This is a genomic window from Providencia sp. 6390, assembly GCF_058148425.1.
The window spans coordinates 177,202-190,957 of sequence record NZ_JBYVYL010000002.1 but is presented as its reverse complement, the minus strand read 5'-3'; the positions used below and the strand labels follow the sequence as shown (position 1 = coordinate 190,957).

The window sequence follows — 13,756 nt, the reverse complement described above, 5'->3', positions numbered from 1 at the left end:
CCTTGCAAACGGGAGAAACCACAACTCACAGGATCGTGAGCAACGGACTAACTGTATCAATAATATGGAATATTAAATTATGGACTACGCAACAACACGCAAAAACTTCAATCAATTCGTATCAAATCATCTAATCGCTACGGCATTACAAGCATTGAGAGCTAAGTCTCAATCGGTAGTGGCCAAAACATTAGGTGTCCATGACTCAACCATTCTACGCAGAACTGACAAATTTCCTGAGCTATGCGAAACGCTGGCAGCTTCGGGGATTAAAGATTTTGTACTGGAAGGTGAGAGGAAAATATCTGAGGAAGAATATCGCTTTTTGTGGAAACAGGTAGGCGAATTCTCTCTATGGAAAACAGGTTCATTACAGGAGGTAAATATCAATGAGTCCTGATGAATTTATCCGCAGCAATATCATTAAAAAACTCACTGATTCAGGTTATCAGGGGGGGGGCTTTGGAATTAGCAGCTGATGAGGGGCTATCTCACTTCAGAAGATGCTCACAAGCCAGTAAGCGTGGCGCAATGTTTGATGATTGCTATCACGTAGCTAAAACATGGATAGATAAGAATGGTAACAAGAAGCCAACAGGAAGTAAGCGAAGAACTAAACAGGCCAGTAAGCAAGTTTCAATGTTCTAAAAAGAAAAGTCCCAACGGTGGCACCCGATGAGACTCAAATTAGTTTAAACATCTAATTGTAGTTACCCATTAATACTGGACGAATATTCAGTGTTAGTCAAATGATTTGATCACTCATAGATAAGCTCGTTAATTTAATTTTAATGGGCTTTAAATTCATGGAGTTAAAAAGTATATGGATAATTATGAGTATAACGTCAATGTTTTAATGCCAAATTATTATTTTGAACAAGATGAAAGCTGGATAAGAGAAATGTTATTGAGGCTAAGGCCATCAGTAAGGCCAAAGGTATCCGTTAAATATTCTGAGGTTTATCAAGAGTATTTCGATGATGAGCCTATATCTTACAAAAAAATAAATGCTGGCAGAAAAGCAGCAAATACACGATTAAGAAACTTTGTAAAAAACTATGCTTCCTATCTCGATGGACATGTTTCTGATCCGAGAGTTTTTCAACAAGGCACTAGCCAGATGAACCAACCATCTCAAGGCGTCGCCTGAATCACCGAATTCAATACAAAAATATGGCCTGTTCCTTGGAAAGTGTAGCAATGCTGACACATGGCACTAGGCATAAGTATCTGATTCAAAAACCAAAAAGAAGAAAATCCGAGTTCTGAATTTACCCCTATAAGGACAAGGAGAGGGTAATTAAGAAATTCGTTAAAAATCATGAGGTTAATCAACATCAAAACGACAGGGTTTGTCGCTTTTTGCGACAGGTTCGGTCGCTTTGTTAAAAATCAATAGGTTACGATTTTATGCACAAATGGTCACGAGTTTTTAAAGCCAAGGAGCTGTTTAAACGAATGGCTGGATTGTCTCCCGTAGCAACGGAGCTGTACGGACATATCGTTGAGAATTGTGACTGGCGGCATGGGCGTTTTGTTGCAACTTCGGCAGAGGTAGCAAGTGAGTTAAACGTCACAGCGCGAAGTATTCAGAGAGCCAACAAAGAGCTTGAGGTTGCAGGGTTAATCAAGTTCAAGCGTGGCATATACGCAATAAATCCAGAATTTAACTGGGGGGGAAGGAGCTGGAATATATCGAAATCCTGTTACTACACGATGGACAGGAAAGGTGCTCAGGTTATTGATTTTAATGACGCAGCAGAAGCCATTAACTCAAAAAAGCTTGAGGAGATAGCCCGAAAAACCTTGAGGGAGGCAAACGGGCGTAACGCAAAAAGGAATTAATCATGCTCAGTATAACGCCAAAAGCTAAGCAAGTCACCGCATTGGATATGCTCAGGCAAAACTGGAATCAGCATCGAACGATGTTACTTTCGGCAAGTGTGGGGTTTGGCAAAACGGCAATAGCCGCATTCATGGCAGATGGCCTAGTTTCTAGGAAGCTGCGAGTTATGTTTGTAGCGCCTTACACAGTGTTGTTAGACCAGACAGCCACACGGTTTGTTGAATATGGTTTGCCGCCAGACGAAATCAGTTATGTGTGGCGAGATCATCCACTCTATGACCCTGACAAGCTAATTCAGATTGCATCAGCAGATACGCTAATTCGTCGCAAATTTCCTGACAATATCGATTTACTTATCATCGATGAAGCCCACATGAAGCGAAAAAAAATACTCGAAATTATCCGAGATACGGATATTCGGGTGGTTGGATTGTCAGGAACGCCATTTGCTGGGTGGATGGGGGAATACTACGAAACACTGATTAAACCAACGACGATGAAGGAGTTAATCGAAATTGGGGATCTGAGTCCTTACGAGTTTTATGCGCCAGATAATCCTGATGTTAGCGGTGTGAAAACATCAAAACTGTCGGCATTCGGCAATGACTACAACGAGGAACAGTTAGCCAAAATCATGGGAGATTCTGATTTAGTCGGGAACATCGTCAAGTTTTGGTTAGAACATGGCGAGGACAGGCCAACGGTTTGTTTTTGCGTCAATGTCAGCCATGCAAACTACGTCACGATGGAATTTAACCGAGCGGGGATCAACGCTGAGGTAATGACGGCAGATACTCCACACGATGAGCGGCAATTGATTATTAACCGTTTTGAGAGTGGGGCGACAAAAATCATCGTAAACGTTGGGGTTCTTGTTGCAGGGTTTGATAGTGATGTTCGCTGCATCATCTACGCAAGGCCAACAAAGTCAGAAATTAGATGGGTTCAGTGCCTTGGGCGCGGATTGAGAACAGCGAAAGGAAAAGACAAGTGTCTCATATTCGACCACTCAGGATCAGTTCACTTACTTGGCTTTCCTGATGATATCGAATACGACGATCTGCAAAAGAAAAACGATGGGATGAAAACTCAAAGTGGCTACAGCGAGAAAGAAAAAGCTGAGAAAAAACCTAAAGAGTGTCCATCGTGTCACTACATGAAGCCAGCAGGTGTTTATGTTTGCCCTAAGTGTGGATTTAAACCACTGATGGGGGAAAACGTTCAAGTCGATGAAACTCGTGAACTCAAAAAGCTGAAAGCGGGTGAGCAGATATTCACCAAGGAGCAAAAACAGAGTTGGTGGTCACAAATCAAGTTTTATCAAAAACAGCGTGAGATATCAGGCAAGCCGATTTCAGATGGTTGGTGTGCTCACACGTACAAGAAAAAATTTGGTGTATGGCCTCGTGGTTTACACGACTCACCACAGGAAATAACACCCGAAGTCAGTAATTACATTCGGTCAAAAAATATCGCCTTTGCAAAAATGCAGGAGAAGCAAAACGCCAAAGAGGTAAAGCCGAAAACAGAGTCTGAAAAAATGGACTCTGCAAGGTCACACCTGAAGGGCATACGAGAACAACTCAGTTTAGGAGATAATCGTGAAGACGGTAGAAGCAGTAGTAGGGCGATGGCCTGAAATATTTGAGTATTACAAATTACCGCCAATCACAGGGAAAAAACATTTTTTAGGTGAATGCCCAATATGTGGCAAGAAAGGGAAATTCAGGATAGACGATAAAAACGGAAAGGGGTCTTGGATATGTTCATGTGGGGCTGGGGATGGTTGGAAGCTACTGGAACTTACCCAGCAAAAAGATTTTAGAGTTTTAGCCAGTGAGATAGACCGATTAATCGGAAACAGTTATTCAGGCCAAGCAGTACCGCAAGCCCAATCAGATGTAAAAGCCACTCATTCAAAAGTTATCGTAAAGTTCGCCTCACTAATCCCTCTTAAAGATACATCCGCTCACCGTTATTTGATGGGCAGGGGGATCAACGTTTTACCGTCTCAGCATATCAGATACAGCAGCACGCAACAGAACGGATTTACTTCGCTCTGGTCAATTGCAACAGATGATCGCGGTGCTGGCTGTTATCTGCATAGGACGTTCTTGGATGGTGAAAAAAAGGCAAACTTTGAAGGAAATAAACGCCTTACCAAATTACAGGAAGATAACTATTTAGATTTTGCTGGTTCTATCGCCATTCGAATGACCCCAGTAGCATCAACGCTGGGGATCGCCGAGGGGATAGAAACTGCTCTTTCCTGTCAGCAAGTATACGGCTGCAACACATGGTCAACGCTAAACGCCAATTTCATGCGTAAGTTTAGAGCACCGAAAGGCGTTAAACATCTCATCATATTTGCAGACACGGACAGCAACGGAACAGGGCTAGCAGCCGCTTTTGAGTGTGGCAATCGAAATATTCTAAGTAACAACGATGTTGAAAAAGTCAGCGTCCGATGGATTGACGGTACAGGCGATTTTAACGACATGCTAGTCAATGGGGCAAAAGTATTCCAACAGGAGTTATGGCGCAAGCAAGCAGCCTAACACACCAAATCATAAGGACTTTTAGATGAAAACGTACTTTAAGCGAAAACCTCGCATAGAGAAAAAATTCACAAAAAGAGCAATGGAATTACTACTTAAGCTTATGCCAAGTCAATACAAGGAGGATAACTTTTATTTGGATGTTAATGAGTGGTGTTGGGGGGAGTTTGATTACTGGGGGGAATTTGATTCATATGACTCATTTTTTGAACTACACAAAAACCTCATCACAATGACAACAGATTGGGAAAACTTATATAGAGCTGGTGAAAATAATGAAGATAAAACACCTTATTTTTCACCGTGGAGAATTAACTATAAGGTTGGAAGACGAGAGGTTATTTCTCATTGCCATAAGTTAGTCAAAGCTGGCGTAGTTTGGGGGTGAGTGATGAAAGGAACAACGTTAACAGAACTGAACTGGGCTTACACGGATGAGGCGACCAGAAGAAAGCGCAAATACATCAAGCAAACGAAAGATTATAACCGACACTTTTTCAAGCCTTATCGCTGCATGAGAGTAGCTAAAAAGTTGTTTAGGCTGGTACTTAATAAGTTAATGGGAGGTAGCTAATGCAGGGAACTAATTGGGTTAAGGTGAGCGATAGATTGCCAACCGAAGGAGAGGCGGTAATTGTTATTTTTGGCGAACATGTTCAAAACATAACCTATGAGCTAATTTCATGCGGTGTTGACTGCGAAGAACTTAGATGGATACCACACAATAACAGCGACTATGATTCGGCTCCATTGGAAACATTCGACCACTGGATGTACATCAAGGATTTACCACTCCCACCAATGCCAGAGGGTGAATGATGGACGAGCACAAACTAAGACTAGAAGCCGTAGCAATTTGGCAAGAGCTAATTTTGCAAGCTAAGCAAAAATACCAATGGTGGGAGTTGTAACATGAGCGAACTAAAAAAATGCCCGTTTTGCGGGGACACGGCATACATTCAAAACTGGAGCATAAAATCTCTTGGACGCGAAAGATTTTCAGTCGCATGTAACCGATGTGAAGTAGCAACTTCAGTATATAGCACCAAGCAGGAAGCCATTACAGCATGGAACAGGAGGGCTAATGATGAATGAGTTAAAGAAATGCCCCTTCTGCGGAGGGCGCGGTGAATACTACTACTTCGAGGATTTAGGTCACTTGGTCATCTGTTCTAACACTATTTGCCCATCAAATAAGTTTGGATATACAGATGCTGAAGAGGCTGAGCAGGCATGGAACAGGAGAGCTAACAGTGAGTGATAAATTAAAGTGTCGTCGTTGTCGTAAAGTTTTAGAGCGGAAAGAACTCAAGAAAGTGCAGAAAAAGGACTGGGTTGATTTAGTTTGCCCTAACTGTAATTGCAAAAACTTCAATTTAGTTGAGGAAAATACAGGAGGCTAACTTGGAAATAGAAATGGTCAAATGCGCCAATGGCATATTTGCACCAGCATTCGAACACGACCTACCACGTTTAACAAAATTCAAAAATGGCGAGATGTATTCACTAACCGCCAAGCTCACAAGAAACCCCGCATTCCATCGAAAAATGTTCGTATTCTTCAAATTCTGCTTCGACCACTGGTGCGCAAATAAAGCAGGACTCGACTGTATGGATGAGCATAGCCAATTTGAGCGCTTCAGGAAGGATTTGACGATACTTGCAGGGTTTTATGAGCAAACTGTAAGGCTAAACGGTGATGTGCGCACAGAAGCTAAGAGCCTGTCATTTGCCAACATGGATTCAGACGAATTCGAACGCTGTTACAAAGCCATGATTAACGCAGCAATAAAACACATTTTCAGGGGATGTAATGAAATCACTGAGAATCGGTTATTAACATTCTTTTGAGGAGCAGCAAGAGCGATGACAGATAACGTAAATAACCCAGCTCACTATGCATCAGGCGGTATTGAGTGCATAGAGGCTATTAAGGCTAGCATGACCCATGAAGCATTCTTGGGATATCTCAAGGGCAATATACAAAAATACGTCTGGCGATATGAAAAGAAAGTTAATCCGGTCGAAGATTTGAAAAAAGCCCGTTGGTACATGAACCGACTCGTTGATGAGCTGGAGAATGAAAATGACGCCTGAAGAAAAGCTAAAGCAATTAGATGAACGTTTAGATGAATTACACAGAGTAATTGATTATCTGAACGAATCACGCAGGGAGTTAATAAATCGTCACAATCTAAACAAGGAGAAGTTATGACTCAGCAAGGTAAGAATGCGATTGAAATAATCAAAGCGGTTAGAGAGCTTGAATATTTCACCATAAAGCAAGCGCAAAACATAACAGGGATACCCTATTCAACGGCAAGTTATATTATCAGCCTAATGCGTAAATTTTCGGCTGTGTCAGTTGTAGGGAAAAGCAAAGGTACATTGAAATACAAAATATCACCTGATGCTGTGCAGATTGTTAAACGTGAATTTACTGAGGTTTTCAAGCCAGAACCTAAAAAAATAGACGATGAAATAGTAGGTCGTGGAATGGTCTATGTCGAAAAGGCTAATGTACAGGGTATGGGTAGCGCATTCTTAAAACGCATGGATTCTTTGCTTAGCGAGGCGAGGGTATGAAGAAGCAATTATTATTCGGTCTCATTGTTGGCCTAATAGTTACCGCTGTTTGTATTTTTGTGGAGGCTGTTAAATATGGCTAACCCAAGGCGACGGCGCTGCAAAATATGCAGAGAGTGGTTTCATCCCAAGTACGAAAATATAGAGTGGTGCAGTCCGGAACATGGAGCAGAATTAGCAATCAAGCGACGAAGTAAGGAGAGAGAAAAACTAGAAGCCAAACTCAAGAAAGAACAGAAGCAAAAAGAAGTAAAAGCCCGCGATAAACTCAAAGCCCGCAAGTTAGCAGTAAAACCCCGCAGTTATTGGATTAAACAAGCACAACAAGCCGTCAACGCATATATCAGAGAAAGAGACCGTGATTTGCCATGCATATCATGCGGAACGTTTCAATCTGCTCAGTGGGATGCTGGTCATTACCGGACTACTGCTGCGGCTCCACAACTGAGATTTGACGAACGCAATATTAACCGGCAATGCGTTGTTTGCAATCAGCACAAGTCGGGGAACTTAGTTCCGTATCGCGTAGAGCTTATTAATCGAATAGGGCAGAAAGCCGTTGAGTCCATCGAGTGTGATCATGAGCGGCACAAGTGGACTATTGATGAATGCAAAAACATCAAAGAGGTTTTCAGGAAAAAATTGAAGGAGCTGAAAGATGATCACCTTTGACTTATGCGACGCAATAAGGAAAGCGAGAGGGCAGCATGAAGATTATGGATTCCATTATGCAGTAATTCAAAGAAAGAGTGGCGTTTTAAAAGTAGTGCAACACAGCAGGGCTAGCAGAGGAAAGCAAAGCATGGTGTATACGACTCGGTCAGACAAGTATCACACAGTATTGCCGGAGGTAAGATGATCACGTACCACTACGACAAGCGAATACTTCCTGATTCACATCCAGAACTAGCGATGATTAGGGAAAAGGTTAGATACAATCCTGAAACTGGAAATTTCACTAGCAACATTCATAAAGGCGTCAGGGTCAAAGGTTACATGCGTGATGATGGCTATATCGGGGTTAGTGTTAATTCCAAAAAGTATGCAGCGCATAGATTAGCTTGGTTCTATATGCATGGTGTATGGCCTGAAAATGATATAGACCACATCAATGGGAACACTTCAGATAATCGACTATCAAATCTAAGGCTGGCTACTTCAGCACAAAACTCATGGAATAGGCGGATAGGAAAAAACAATACTTCTGGCGCTAGATGCATATCGTTTGAAAGGAAAACAAAACGGTGGCGTATCCAGATCAATCGACTTGGCCATAAGTTTTATCTGGGTAGTTTCAAGGATAAAAACCAAGCTATTCGAGAGGCTAATTATTTCTTAAAGCTAAATGACGGCGAATTCTTTACTTGCGTAACCGCAAGACACGACTTACCACAAGACCAAATAGCATTACTTGCATTGATCAAGAGGCAAAGAGACATTGACCCGACAAGAGGACTAGAACCTCACGAAAGGGTCTGGATTAGCCATATTCTTAGTGGTTGGGGATCATGGGCTTATGATGGGTTGGAAGAAAAAGGAAAAGTAAGCCCAATCGGTCGCTTTATGGAATCTGTATCTGGTCGGGGGGCCATAACAGCAGATGGAATAACAGCGATAATCGAAGGGCTTCATTCTCGTGGCTACACTGGAAATGAGCTTATCAAAAAACTCTCGCAAATAATCGCAAATCTTAAGCATCGTTCAGTTCCAAAGTGTTCTGATGATTTAGGTGGGTATGTCGATAGTATGCTTATTAAAGTGTTTGGCGCTAACTCTCCACTCATTAGAGTTGCAGTTAACTATTATGTATATGGACACAGAATAGAAACTATCGCTCAGTTTTTAATGAAGATCACTAGCGGGGCATTAACTATGCCTCAAGCAAGAGATAGGGTTAGATGGTGCATTAGAATAATTGAGGCAAAGATGCATAAGGCAATCACTGTTGATCTAAATAATGGTAAGGAGATTTATGATAAATTCGAATAAGAAAAAATAATGCAAATAGTTGCAAAAAAATTATTACCTGATATATTTATGTTATCCTCCGCTAGTTATCGCGTTCGGAGTGTCTAAATAATTAATAGAGCCTCTACTTCGGTAGGGGCTTTTTGCTTTCCAACTCTCCGGAATTTCCGGATAGTTCACATGTTCGGAATAACCGAACAACTGATTTCAAGAGGTCGCCTAGCGCGGCCTTTTTTCGTATACGCCGCCACAGAATTCTAATCACACACACTTAATTGACGCATAGAGATTGTGCGCGGCTATTTATTAACTAAATTCCTCCAACGTAGGGGGTGAGTATGAAATGTATGAATAACACTCCTGATTGGCTGGATCATCTACTTAGTTGGCTATCTTCAGCGAAAGAGCAAGCGGCTGCGGCTGGTCTGGCTGGAACTGTTGCAATACTTCGAGGTATGTATAACGGCGGTGGTTGGAAAAAGACCCTGCTAGATGGTGCACTGTGTGCATTCTTTGGATGGTTTGCTAAAGACTTGCTGGCAGCTATGGGAATGAACCCTGAGTTTGCCTATTTCACTAGCGTGCTGATTGGTTACTGGGGCGTAGAAACGCTGAGCAAAATGATTAAGGGTAAAGCGGGAGTGAATAATGACTAGAAAAATAGCACGTGGTGAGCGTAACAATAACCCCGGCAATATTCGACATGGTTCAAAGTGGCAAGGGTTATCAGCTACGCAAACAGACAAAGACTTCTGTCAGTTCATCTCTCCTGAATATGGTATCCGAGCAATTTTCGTATTAATGCGAACTTACGAGAAGAAATACGGACTATGCTCAGTTCGTCAGATTATCAATCGCTATGCCCCTCCAAGCGAAAACAACACTGAAGGCTATATTCAACGCGCCGCAAAAACGCTAGGTGTTAGTCCTGAAGATTGCTTGACAGTGAATGATAAAGAGGTGGCGATTGAATTAGCAAAAGCCATTATTGCTGTCGAGCTGGGATATGAACCACCCTACAGCGAGGCTACATTCGAAAAAGCGTGGAGCTTGCTGTGAAACTTGGCGAGATAATTGTTAGCGCTGTCATTACCTTGGCTATGTGTGCCTTCATTGGCTGGCAAAGCGGTAAAATTGATAGGCTAAATGATGCTAATAAATCGCTAACTAAATCACTATCCCAGCAATCACTCATATCTGACAACGCCTACACCTCAATATCTATCTTTGACCGTATCTCTGGAGCAGCCATTGATGCTAAACAACAAAACACACTGGACGCACAGGGAACCAAGAAAGACGTCAAAGCTATTCTTGTGGATAATGACTGCGCTCCCGTTACTGCTTCTGATAGCCTTATTAACAGGATGCGGCAGTACAAAGACTGAATATGTATTAGCACCTCACATCCCCATTCCTGCAAGCCTACTAGCTGATTGCCCGATACCAGATATCCCCGACAAAATGACGTGGGGCGATATCGCTGAATACAACATTGAACTGATGTCGGTAATTAAGGCGTGCAACTTGGACAAGAAAGCAATACGGGAAATCGAAAAAGCGAGGATTCCCCCGCTTTAACTTAATCATCCAACCTTGCGATAAGGATAGCCAGCCTTTTTGATATGCGCATCAAAATACTGGCCTTTGGATAGGGCGCTCATTAATCCATTATGGATATGAGCAGGTACATTTGAGGACTGATAAATGCAACCACATCAACAACGAGTAGTAGATGAGAAAGCTGAGTTAGACGACAAAATCACAAAGCTGACAACTTTCATTAATGGTGATATCTGTAAGACGCTGGAGCATCGCGACCAAGAGTTATTAAACCAGCAGTTAGGTCACATGCGTAGTTACTCTGAAACTTTATCTCAGCGCATTGAGAGATTTTAATGGAGAAATACCATGGCAACACAAGGCTTCGATAAACCATCTCAATTCCGTGAAGAGTTGGATAAAAGCATTCCAAAAGAATAACCCCGACAAGGTAACAGGAGGTGATCCTTCTTGCTGACGGGTAAGCCGTAAGCGACCAAAGTAACGTAGTGATACGTGATGATGGTTGCGACCTCTACGCATTTCACCCTGTGCATAGCACGCACATCTAAAACACCAAGAGCCTACAGAAAGTGATCCTGAGAACTGCCGTTATAGCTGGCGAGCTCTCTTGGGGCGGCTTTTCTGTGCTAACAGGTTCACTTTCTATAGGAAGAAACGTAATGAATGATTTAATACTATTAGGAACAAAGGTCAGAGTAGACAAAGAAGGCATGATTTGCTTAACGGACATGTGGAAAGCAAGCGGAAAGAGTGAGTCTGAATCTCCATATCACTACTTGAGAAACAAGCAAACAAAAGAGTTTCTATCTGAGCTTGAGAAAAACCACGAATCTGTGGTTTTCACTGTGAGAGGTGTAAATGGCGGCACTTATGGTGGTAAGTTCGTGGCGTATGACTACGCAGCATGGCTAAACCCATCATTCAAATATGCGGCATACAAAGTTTTAGACTCATACTTCTCAGGGCAATTAATCTCAGTTGCTAGTTTTATGGCTGAAGCGAATATGGCTGGGTATATATTCAATCAAGAATCATCAATCGTTAGCGACTGTGCAAGAACAATGAATTACTGGGGTAGAGGTGGAAGAAAAGCCCACTTGCTACACAATAAGCAAGAAGCAGAAAGCAAACTGCAAATCGCACTGGATTACAAGTAGGTCGCTCAGCGGCCTTTTTTATTATTAAGCACACAACAACAAGGTAAAGCATGACTACTGAACTAACAGCAAAAGAGAAAATCCGCTTAGGCTTACTTAAGCTAACAGGCAACAACACTGCAGCAACCGCAAAGGCCATTAAGCTCATCAATGACGACCAGCTTGAATATGAGTTATTTGTTCAATTATGGTCTGGTAACAATGGCAACTTTGACAATGGCTCCGTCGATTTACTGACTAAGGTAGACACCATCTATCAACGAGTGCAGGAAACAAAGAAAACGTTATTCAACGATGAAGTAGCAGAATAACCAATCACAAAGCTCATCATGGTGGGCTTTCTAATTTGTTATGAGGATATGAGTATATGGCACTGACAGTCAAACAAGAGAAATTCTGTCAGGCATACGTCGAAACAGGTAATGCGTCCGAAGCTTATCGAGTGGCGTATGCCGCAGATAAAATGAAGGCGACGACGGTAAATACAAAAGCAAAAGAGCTTCTCAAGAACGGTCCTATTACGGTCCGTATCAAGGAGCTCACAGATAGTCATTTGGATAGGCATAATTTGACTGTAGATGATTTAATTGCTGAGCTAGAGGAAGCAAGAAAGGCTGCTTTATCTGCGGAGACACCTCAATCAGCTGCGGCAGTTGGTGCAACTATGGGTAAGGCGAAGCTTCTTGGGCTTGATAAGGTAGTAGTTGATCACCAATCATCCGATGGAAGCATGGCGACAAAGCCAACAGTTATTAGATTGGTAGGAGTATCACCTGATGGAGCAGACTGTTGATTTACCCATCCCTGCCAAATTAGTTCCAGTATTCGCAAAAGAAGGAGTTCGGTATCGCGGTGCTTATGGCGGTCGCGGTAGCGCAAAGACCCGCACATTTGCAATGATGAGCGCGGTAAAGGCATATCAGGCAGCAGAGCAAGGAATTAGCGGAGTTATCCTGTGTGGTCGTGAGTATATGAACTCACTAGAAGAATCATCAATGGAAGAAGTTAAACAGGCGATCAGATCTGTTCCTTGGCTGGATGATTACTTTGATATTGGTGAGAAATACATTCGCACTAAGTGCAAGAAAGTTAGTTATGTATTCTGTGGGCTAAGGCATAACCTAGATAGCATTAAATCTAAAGCAAGGGTGTTACTGGCTTGGGTGGATGAAGCGGAATCAGTATCAGATTTAGCATGGAAAAAGTTAAGGCCCACCGTCCGTGAGTCAGGCTCTGAAATATGGATAACATGGAACCCTGAAAAGGATGGTAGCGCCACAGACAAGCGATTCAGAAAAACACCTCCGAAGAATTCAATTATCGTTGAAATGAACTACAACGATAATCCATGGTTCCCTGATGTTCTGGAAGAAGAAAGGCTTGATGATCTTAACAGCCTTGAATATTCAGACTACGCGTGGATATGGGAAGGTGCTTATCTTGAAAACTCTGATAAGCAGGTGTTAGCGAATAAATACGTTGTTCAATCATTCCCCGATGACCTCTACAAAAAAGCAGACAGATTGTTATTTGGTGGTGACTTCGGATTTGCGAAAGACCCAAGCACTCTTATTCGTATGTTTATGTTGGACAGGAATTTATACATTGAATACGAAGCATATGGTGCTGGAGTTGAGCTTAATGACATGTGGAAGTTCTACGCTGGTAAAGATGGGGCCACAGATAAGCAATTGGCAGAGTGGGAAGTAACCGATGATGCCAAGTTCACAGGAATTCCAGAGGCTAGAAAGTGGCCCATTAAAGCGGACAACTCAAGACCGGAAACTATTAGCCATATCAAGACGCAGGGATTCAACATTTCCTCGGCCAAAAAATGGCAGGGAAGCGTTGAGGATGGCGTGACATTCCTTAAAGGCTTCAAACAAATCATCATTCATCCTCGCTGTAAAGAAACAGCAAAAGAAGCCCGTCTTTACTCATACAAAACAGACCGGATCACTGGTGAAGTATTGCCTGTGATTTTGGATGCTAACAACCACTGCTGGGATGCTGTTAGATATGGGCTTGATGGGTACATCGTTCAGAAGTCAAAAGGTGCATTTTATTTTTAAAGG

The 13,756-nt window shown here is 42.4% G+C and carries 26 protein-coding genes; 24 read left to right on the top strand and 2 right to left on the bottom strand.

All coding sequences use genetic code 11. The annotated features are described in order from the left end of the window. Positions 1-79: 79 nt before the first annotated feature. From AC3Z9T_RS06005 to lysC, 19 genes are all read left to right on the top strand, one after another. A complete protein-coding gene (locus tag AC3Z9T_RS06005; RefSeq protein WP_210846723.1) occupies positions 80-400 on the top strand; it encodes a hypothetical protein in 321 nt (106 codons plus the stop codon). After that, positions 400-648 carry a hypothetical protein gene (locus tag AC3Z9T_RS06000; protein ID WP_490125305.1) on the top strand — a complete coding sequence of 83 codons (249 nt, stop codon included), beginning with the start codon at positions 400-402 and terminating at the stop codon, positions 646-648. The genes AC3Z9T_RS06005 and AC3Z9T_RS06000 overlap by 1 nt, the downstream gene beginning before the upstream one ends. Before the next feature lie 175 nt (positions 649-823). Next, positions 824-1,150 (top strand): hypothetical protein, encoded by a 327-nt coding sequence (locus AC3Z9T_RS05995; RefSeq protein ID WP_490125304.1) that lies wholly within the window; start codon positions 824-826, stop codon positions 1,148-1,150. Positions 1,151-1,458: 308 nt separating this feature from the next. Then, positions 1,459-1,845: a hypothetical protein gene (locus tag AC3Z9T_RS05990; RefSeq protein WP_226693973.1), complete on the top strand. Its 387-nt coding sequence runs from the start codon at positions 1,459-1,461 to the stop codon at positions 1,843-1,845. Between the two features lie 2 nt (positions 1,846-1,847). After that, complete coding sequence (locus tag AC3Z9T_RS05985; RefSeq protein WP_490125303.1) at positions 1,848-3,485, top strand: DEAD/DEAH box helicase family protein; 1,638 nt, start codon at positions 1,848-1,850, stop codon at positions 3,483-3,485. Beyond that, positions 3,448-4,404 carry a primase-helicase zinc-binding domain-containing protein gene (locus AC3Z9T_RS05980; protein WP_490125302.1) on the top strand — a complete coding sequence of 319 codons (957 nt, stop codon included), beginning with the start codon at positions 3,448-3,450 and terminating at the stop codon, positions 4,402-4,404. The genes AC3Z9T_RS05985 and AC3Z9T_RS05980 overlap by 38 nt, the downstream gene beginning before the upstream one ends. A 25-nt stretch (positions 4,405-4,429) precedes the next feature. Next, positions 4,430-4,792: a hypothetical protein gene (locus AC3Z9T_RS05975; RefSeq protein WP_490125301.1), complete on the top strand. Its 363-nt coding sequence runs from the start codon at positions 4,430-4,432 to the stop codon at positions 4,790-4,792. Between the two features lie 3 nt (positions 4,793-4,795). Further along, positions 4,796-4,978, top strand: a complete 183-nt coding sequence (locus tag AC3Z9T_RS05970) for a hypothetical protein (RefSeq protein WP_490125300.1) — start codon at positions 4,796-4,798, stop codon at positions 4,976-4,978. Continuing rightward, positions 4,978-5,223, top strand: coding sequence for a DUF551 domain-containing protein (locus tag AC3Z9T_RS05965; RefSeq protein WP_490125299.1), 246 nt, complete (start codon positions 4,978-4,980; stop codon positions 5,221-5,223). The genes AC3Z9T_RS05970 and AC3Z9T_RS05965 overlap by 1 nt, the downstream gene beginning before the upstream one ends. Positions 5,224-5,316: 93 nt before the next feature. After that, on the top strand, positions 5,317-5,499 hold the full coding sequence (locus AC3Z9T_RS05960) for a Lar family restriction alleviation protein (protein ID WP_490125298.1): 183 nt from the start codon (positions 5,317-5,319) through the stop codon (positions 5,497-5,499). A gap of 309 nt (positions 5,500-5,808) precedes the next feature. Next, positions 5,809-6,255, top strand: coding sequence for a DUF1367 family protein (locus AC3Z9T_RS05955; RefSeq protein ID WP_490125297.1), 447 nt, complete (start codon positions 5,809-5,811; stop codon positions 6,253-6,255). Between the two features lie 15 nt (positions 6,256-6,270). Then, positions 6,271-6,501, top strand: a complete 231-nt coding sequence (locus AC3Z9T_RS05950; protein WP_210845378.1) for a DUF3310 domain-containing protein — start codon at positions 6,271-6,273, stop codon at positions 6,499-6,501. Between the two features lie 114 nt (positions 6,502-6,615). After that, positions 6,616-6,990 carry a hypothetical protein gene (locus AC3Z9T_RS05945; RefSeq protein ID WP_490125296.1) on the top strand — a complete coding sequence of 125 codons (375 nt, stop codon included), beginning with the start codon at positions 6,616-6,618 and terminating at the stop codon, positions 6,988-6,990. Positions 6,991-7,065: 75 nt separating this feature from the next. Next, positions 7,066-7,662 (top strand): recombination protein NinG, encoded by a 597-nt coding sequence (locus AC3Z9T_RS05940; RefSeq protein WP_490125295.1) that lies wholly within the window; start codon positions 7,066-7,068, stop codon positions 7,660-7,662. 183 nt (positions 7,663-7,845) lie between these two features. Further along, entirely contained in the window at positions 7,846-8,979 is a 1,134-nt protein-coding gene (locus AC3Z9T_RS05935; protein WP_490125294.1) for an HNH endonuclease signature motif containing protein, read from the top strand. Positions 8,980-9,296: 317 nt separating this feature from the next. After that, positions 9,297-9,614, top strand: a complete 318-nt coding sequence (locus tag AC3Z9T_RS05930) for a phage holin, lambda family (protein WP_048606449.1) — start codon at positions 9,297-9,299, stop codon at positions 9,612-9,614. Beyond that, entirely contained in the window at positions 9,607-10,017 is a 411-nt protein-coding gene (locus AC3Z9T_RS05925; RefSeq protein ID WP_490125293.1) for a structural protein, read from the top strand. The genes AC3Z9T_RS05930 and AC3Z9T_RS05925 overlap by 8 nt, the downstream gene beginning before the upstream one ends. Continuing rightward, positions 10,014-10,346, top strand: a complete 333-nt coding sequence (locus AC3Z9T_RS05920; protein WP_490125292.1) for a DUF2570 family protein — start codon at positions 10,014-10,016, stop codon at positions 10,344-10,346. The genes AC3Z9T_RS05925 and AC3Z9T_RS05920 overlap by 4 nt, the downstream gene beginning before the upstream one ends. Further along, on the top strand, positions 10,282-10,539 hold the full coding sequence (lysC, locus tag AC3Z9T_RS05915) for an Rz1-like lysis system protein LysC (protein ID WP_490125291.1): 258 nt from the start codon (positions 10,282-10,284) through the stop codon (positions 10,537-10,539). The genes AC3Z9T_RS05920 and lysC overlap by 65 nt, the downstream gene beginning before the upstream one ends. Positions 10,540-10,544: 5 nt before the next feature. On the opposite strand, the gene AC3Z9T_RS05910 is transcribed toward lysC, so the two are convergent. After that, positions 10,545-10,667: a KTSC domain-containing protein gene (locus AC3Z9T_RS05910; RefSeq protein WP_490125552.1), complete on the bottom strand. Its 123-nt coding sequence runs from the start codon at positions 10,665-10,667 to the stop codon at positions 10,545-10,547. Between AC3Z9T_RS05910 and AC3Z9T_RS05905 the strand changes: the two genes are divergently transcribed. Next, a complete protein-coding gene (locus AC3Z9T_RS05905; RefSeq protein WP_490125290.1) occupies positions 10,666-10,857 on the top strand; it encodes a crAss001_48 related protein in 192 nt (63 codons plus the stop codon). The genes AC3Z9T_RS05910 and AC3Z9T_RS05905 overlap by 2 nt on opposite strands. Here the strand turns inward: AC3Z9T_RS05905 and AC3Z9T_RS05900 are convergent. Further along, positions 10,831-11,043: a hypothetical protein gene (locus tag AC3Z9T_RS05900; RefSeq protein WP_490125289.1), complete on the bottom strand. Its 213-nt coding sequence runs from the start codon at positions 11,041-11,043 to the stop codon at positions 10,831-10,833. The genes AC3Z9T_RS05905 and AC3Z9T_RS05900 overlap by 27 nt on opposite strands. A gap of 140 nt (positions 11,044-11,183) precedes the next feature. Here AC3Z9T_RS05900 and AC3Z9T_RS05895 point away from each other — a divergent pair, with 140 nt between their 5' ends. From AC3Z9T_RS05895 to AC3Z9T_RS05880, 4 genes are read left to right on the top strand one after another with little or no spacing between them, the layout of a single operon-like run. Further along, positions 11,184-11,681, top strand: a complete 498-nt coding sequence (locus AC3Z9T_RS05895; protein ID WP_490125551.1) for a KilA-N domain-containing protein — start codon at positions 11,184-11,186, stop codon at positions 11,679-11,681. A gap of 50 nt (positions 11,682-11,731) precedes the next feature. After that, the gene (locus tag AC3Z9T_RS05890) at positions 11,732-11,992 is read left to right on the top strand and encodes a DUF2560 family protein (protein WP_117162110.1); all 261 of its coding nucleotides are present in this window, start codon (positions 11,732-11,734) and stop codon (positions 11,990-11,992) included. Between the two features lie 56 nt (positions 11,993-12,048). Then, on the top strand, positions 12,049-12,474 hold the full coding sequence (locus AC3Z9T_RS05885; RefSeq protein ID WP_096864261.1) for a terminase small subunit: 426 nt from the start codon (positions 12,049-12,051) through the stop codon (positions 12,472-12,474). Beyond that, positions 12,458-13,753: a PBSX family phage terminase large subunit gene (locus tag AC3Z9T_RS05880; protein WP_140180782.1), complete on the top strand. Its 1,296-nt coding sequence runs from the start codon at positions 12,458-12,460 to the stop codon at positions 13,751-13,753. Before AC3Z9T_RS05885 ends, AC3Z9T_RS05880 begins: the two co-directional genes overlap by 17 nt. Positions 13,754-13,756: the final 3 nt, after the last annotated feature.

Coding starts and splice junctions, on each gene's coding strand:
- AC3Z9T_RS05960 (WP_490125298.1), top strand. CDS start 5,317: ATGAGCGAACTAAAAAAATGCCCGTTTTGCGGGGACACGGCATACATT.
- AC3Z9T_RS06000 (WP_490125305.1), top strand. CDS start 400: ATGAATTTATCCGCAGCAATATCATTAAAAAACTCACTGATTCAGGTT.
- AC3Z9T_RS05900 (WP_490125289.1), bottom strand. CDS start 11,043: ATGCGTAGAGGTCGCAACCATCATCACGTATCACTACGTTACTTTGGT.
- AC3Z9T_RS05890 (WP_117162110.1), top strand. CDS start 11,732: ATGACTACTGAACTAACAGCAAAAGAGAAAATCCGCTTAGGCTTACTT.
- AC3Z9T_RS05990 (WP_226693973.1), top strand. CDS start 1,459: ATGGCTGGATTGTCTCCCGTAGCAACGGAGCTGTACGGACATATCGTT.
- AC3Z9T_RS06005 (WP_210846723.1), top strand. CDS start 80: ATGGACTACGCAACAACACGCAAAAACTTCAATCAATTCGTATCAAAT.
- AC3Z9T_RS05935 (WP_490125294.1), top strand. CDS start 7,846: ATGATCACGTACCACTACGACAAGCGAATACTTCCTGATTCACATCCA.
- AC3Z9T_RS05925 (WP_490125293.1), top strand. CDS start 9,607: ATGACTAGAAAAATAGCACGTGGTGAGCGTAACAATAACCCCGGCAAT.
- AC3Z9T_RS05930 (WP_048606449.1), top strand. CDS start 9,297: ATGAAATGTATGAATAACACTCCTGATTGGCTGGATCATCTACTTAGT.
- AC3Z9T_RS05905 (WP_490125290.1), top strand. CDS start 10,666: ATGCAACCACATCAACAACGAGTAGTAGATGAGAAAGCTGAGTTAGAC.
- AC3Z9T_RS05945 (WP_490125296.1), top strand. CDS start 6,616: ATGACTCAGCAAGGTAAGAATGCGATTGAAATAATCAAAGCGGTTAGA.
- AC3Z9T_RS05885 (WP_096864261.1), top strand. CDS start 12,049: ATGGCACTGACAGTCAAACAAGAGAAATTCTGTCAGGCATACGTCGAA.
- AC3Z9T_RS05965 (WP_490125299.1), top strand. CDS start 4,978: ATGCAGGGAACTAATTGGGTTAAGGTGAGCGATAGATTGCCAACCGAA.
- AC3Z9T_RS05940 (WP_490125295.1), top strand. CDS start 7,066: ATGGCTAACCCAAGGCGACGGCGCTGCAAAATATGCAGAGAGTGGTTT.
- AC3Z9T_RS05895 (WP_490125551.1), top strand. CDS start 11,184: ATGAATGATTTAATACTATTAGGAACAAAGGTCAGAGTAGACAAAGAA.
- AC3Z9T_RS05975 (WP_490125301.1), top strand. CDS start 4,430: ATGAAAACGTACTTTAAGCGAAAACCTCGCATAGAGAAAAAATTCACA.
- AC3Z9T_RS05970 (WP_490125300.1), top strand. CDS start 4,796: ATGAAAGGAACAACGTTAACAGAACTGAACTGGGCTTACACGGATGAG.
- AC3Z9T_RS05995 (WP_490125304.1), top strand. CDS start 824: ATGGATAATTATGAGTATAACGTCAATGTTTTAATGCCAAATTATTAT.
- AC3Z9T_RS05950 (WP_210845378.1), top strand. CDS start 6,271: ATGACAGATAACGTAAATAACCCAGCTCACTATGCATCAGGCGGTATT.
- AC3Z9T_RS05985 (WP_490125303.1), top strand. CDS start 1,848: ATGCTCAGTATAACGCCAAAAGCTAAGCAAGTCACCGCATTGGATATG.
- AC3Z9T_RS05880 (WP_140180782.1), top strand. CDS start 12,458: ATGGAGCAGACTGTTGATTTACCCATCCCTGCCAAATTAGTTCCAGTA.
- lysC (WP_490125291.1), top strand. CDS start 10,282: ATGACTGCGCTCCCGTTACTGCTTCTGATAGCCTTATTAACAGGATGC.